This is a genomic window from Mesorhizobium sp. M2A.F.Ca.ET.067.02.1.1, from assembly GCF_004023285.1.
GTDB lineage: Bacteria > Pseudomonadota > Alphaproteobacteria > Rhizobiales > Rhizobiaceae > Mesorhizobium.
Genome location: NZ_RZSB01000637.1, coordinates 1 through 3,482, shown reverse-complemented (window position 1 = coordinate 3,482; position 3,482 = coordinate 1). Strand labels below are relative to the sequence as shown.

Below are 3,482 nucleotides of genomic sequence, written 5' to 3'. Positions count from 1 at the left end.
ACATAGGCGCCGGGTTGACGGCCGCCCTTGGGCGCCTTGGCATCTTTGGAATGCTCCGCGATCGCGGGGCCGGAACCGGACACTTTCTCCGTTGCCGGCGAGGGTGTTGCGGGTCTGGGTTGCGGGCGGGAGGCGTCCTCGGGTTTTGTGCTCGTGGGATCGGCCATGCTCGTGCTCCGGAGTTGAACGCAGATCAACTTGGGAGACGGTGCTAAGTTCCCATACGTCCGGCATCTCAAGGGTTCGATGTGATGGCCGCGGTTCCCAGCACGGTAGGAAGCTCTGGAAAAGCTGGTATTGCCGTCGAAACCCTAGGCGACGAAAAGCGGTTTCCCACCGCCGCAATGGCGGTTCTGCACCCGGTCAGCGAGGGGCCGCGCAATAGGCTGCGTAGCCGCGACATCTTCATTCCCGACCTTCACACGGACAACATCAAAGTCGACACGCGCGACTTCAGGGGAAACGCGGAATTTCTTGCCCGGCCTAGGATCGCAAGTCGAACCAGAACGTTACAGGTCCAGCGGTTGTGCCGGCGCAGCTGTGGCAACAAGGGAGGCGACAATGACATACGACAAATCCAAGCGAGGCGGCGCGACCGTTGGCAGGTCTCCGGCGGTGAAAGGTACGAGGTCAATTATTTTGCCCGCAAGCAGGGCATCAGCAGAGACCAGGCCGAGGCCCTCATAAAGCGGGTCGGAACGACTGCGACAAGCCCAATGCGGCCTCGGAGAAACTGAAGAAATAGGCTGCAGATTGCAAATGCCGCATTGGGTAGTTCAGTTCCATCAGAGTGAGGTCAAGTGAGTAAGTTAGCGTCGCATCGGCCCACAATCGAAGCGTCTTCCACTCGCCCTGCCAGGCCAGCCTCGCGCGGCGCGGCCCATCTGCCGCCACCGGCTTTCCGGCCGGTCCAGCTCGCAAAGCTGGTGGACAGGGTTCCAGCTGGCGATCGCTGGATCCACGAAATGAAATATGACGGCTACCGCATTCTCGTCGCGGTAGGCGGCGGAGAGGCGCGCGCTTATACGCGCTCCGGTCTGGACTGGTCCGGCCGCTTCCCCTCTATCCTTTCGGAGGCAGGCAAGCTCAAGGTTCGATCCGCGCTCATCGATGGCGAGGCCGTTGTCATCGACGCTCAGGGGCGATCGAGTTTCCAGGCGCTCCAGAACGCCTTGAAGGGTGATCCCGCCAGCATCGATTTTTATGCCTTCGACCTGCTCCAACTCGACGGCGAAGACCTGACGAGGCTTCCGCTCCTGGAGCGCAAGGCGAAACTGGAGGGAATCCTGCCGGCGAAGAACCCTATCCTTCGCTACTCCGATCATATCCAAGGCCGGGGCGAAGAATTGCTGAACCGCTTCTGCGACGCCGGCCTCGAGGGGGTTATCTCGAAGCTGGCGGATTCGGACTATGTTGGCGCCCGGGATGGAAGCTGGCTGAAGATCAAGTGCATCAAGCGTCAGGAATTCGTACTCGTCGGCGGGCGCCGTCAGACAAGGATCGCGCGTTTCGATCGCTTATCCTTGGGATCCATGACGGCGGAAAGCTACGCTTTGCCGGCAAGGTCGGGACCGGTTTCGATACCGCAGAGATGGCCAGGCTGATGAAGACCATGGCGCCGCTCGAGCAGAGCGCCGCCACGGTCGAAGCACCGCGCGCGGAAGTTCGCGGCGCGCACTGGATACGTCCGAAGCTTGTCGCCGAGATCGCCTATACTGAAATGACCAACGAAGGGACACTGCGCCATCCAAGCTATCTCGGCTTGCGCGAGGACAAAAAGCCGGAAGCCGTTGCGCTTGAGACGGAACGTCACACAGCGACGCTGCCGGCCCCGGCGACGAGCACGATTGCCATCAGCAACCGCGGCCGCGTAATCTACCCTGAGTCCAACATCACCAAGGGCCAGCTCGCCGACCACTACGCAGCCGTCGCGGAGATCATGCTCCCTTGGGTCGGCAGCAGGCCAATCAGCCTTGTTCGCTGTCCCCAGGGCCGCGCGAAGAAGTGTTTCTTCCAGAAGCACGACGCCGGCAGCTTCGGCGACAAGGTCCATCACGTCGGCATCACCGAAAAGGACGGTCACGAGGAGCCGTACCTTTATGTCGACGATGCCGATGGGCTGATGACCTGCGTGCAGATGGGAACGATCGAGCTGCACGGGTGGGGCGCTCGGATCGAGGACGTCGAAAAGGCCGACCGTCTCGTCTTCGACCTCGACCCTGATGAAGGTCTCGATTTCGAGGCCGTGCGCGCTGCCGCATTCCAGTTCCGGGATATTCTGAAATCGCTTGGGCTAACCACCTTCCCGATGCTGACCGGCGGCAAGGGCGTGCACGTGATCGCCCCGCTCACTCCACAGGCCGAGTGGCCGCAAGTGAAAGACTTCGCACATCGTCTCGCTCAAGCCGTCGCCCAGACCGATCCCTCTCACTTTACGGCCGTGATGGCGAAGGCGAAGCGGAAGGGACGGATCTTTGTCGACTATCTGCGCAACCAGCGAGGGGCGACCGCGATCATGCCCTACAGCGCGAGGTCCCGACCGGGCGCTCCGGTCGCCGCGCCCATCACCTGGGCGGAAATGAAGACGATTGATGCGCCCTCGCATTTCCACGTCGGCGATGCTCGTGAATTGAAGAAACGCGCAGCCAGCAAATCCCTGGCGGGATGGGGTCGAGCCGACCAATTATTGCCAAATCTGTAGCCCATTCCTCGACGACAGAAAGACTGGTCAAGGCTTCGCCTCGTTCGCCTGATTGGAACCCGGGGACATCGGTCCCGTTTGCCTCGACCATGGCAAAAACCGATCCACGGACCGTCGCCAGCCTCTTGAGGGAATATGCACATCGCACATCGCTTCGCGGAGGCAATCCCTATCGCACCAAAGCTTACTTGCGCGCTGCCGATAGCTTGGCTGCGTTGTCGCAGCCGCTTGATCGGATCATTGCCGCGGGCGCCCTCACCAGAGGGCATCGGCGACGCGATCGCGGACATGGTGCGAGGCTTCGGGAATACCTTCGTTAGCTGCAATGAATCCCTTTTGTAGTTCAACCGCGCATTGTACCGCATCAACTGCACTGGCGAACTCGACAAGCACACCGTCGCCCATAAGTTTGACTACGCGACCATTGTGCTGGACGACCAATGGAGACAACACGGCCTGCCGACGTGATTTCAATGCGGCTAGTGTGCCAGCCTCTTCGCGTTCCATCAGGCGGAATAGCCAACAACATCGGCTGCCAAAATTGCAGCAAGGCGGCGTTGGGTTCGAGTCTCGGCCATGTGGGTTGAATACTTTCAGAAAGCCGGGCAATTGGGATTGTATTGGTACCTTGGCCTAGAGTCTATCCGGCCCGATTTCCGAGATGGGTCATACGCGTCGTAATATCCGCCCCACGTCCGTTCGCTGGGACATTGCGGACATGGCAGTACTGCATCGATGCTCTCGGTCCTCGAATGCTCGGGGTTGAGTCTCTATCTTCGCC

At 60.6% G+C, this 3,482-nt stretch carries 4 protein-coding genes and 1 pseudogene; 4 read left to right on the top strand and 1 reads right to left on the bottom strand.

Annotated features, from left to right (window positions below):
- Positions 1-251 precede the first annotated feature (251 nt).
- From EOA28_RS41190 to EOA28_RS41185, 4 genes are all read left to right on the top strand, one after another.
- Positions 252-737, top strand: coding sequence for a DUF3606 domain-containing protein (locus EOA28_RS41190; RefSeq protein WP_348628721.1), 486 nt, complete (start codon positions 252-254; stop codon positions 735-737).
- A gap of 228 nt (positions 738-965) precedes the next feature.
- Positions 966-1,604 (top strand): hypothetical protein, encoded by a 639-nt coding sequence (locus tag EOA28_RS39645; protein WP_210212878.1) that lies wholly within the window; start codon positions 966-968, stop codon positions 1,602-1,604.
- Entirely contained in the window at positions 1,520-2,701 is a 1,182-nt protein-coding gene (ligD, locus tag EOA28_RS39640) for a DNA ligase D (protein ID WP_245490118.1), read from the top strand. The genes EOA28_RS39645 and ligD overlap by 85 nt, the downstream gene beginning before the upstream one ends.
- The gene (locus EOA28_RS41185) at positions 2,665-3,021 is read left to right on the top strand and encodes a helix-hairpin-helix domain-containing protein (protein ID WP_348633442.1); all 357 of its coding nucleotides are present in this window, start codon (positions 2,665-2,667) and stop codon (positions 3,019-3,021) included. Before ligD ends, EOA28_RS41185 begins: the two co-directional genes overlap by 37 nt.
- Here the strand turns inward: EOA28_RS41185 and EOA28_RS40510 are convergent.
- Positions 2,999-3,279 (bottom strand): annotated as a pseudogene (locus EOA28_RS40510) (adenylate/guanylate cyclase domain-containing protein); the annotation flags it as partial. The gene EOA28_RS41185 and the pseudogene EOA28_RS40510 sit on opposite strands and share 23 nt — an antisense overlap.
- Between the last annotated feature and the right edge of the window lie 203 nt (positions 3,280-3,482).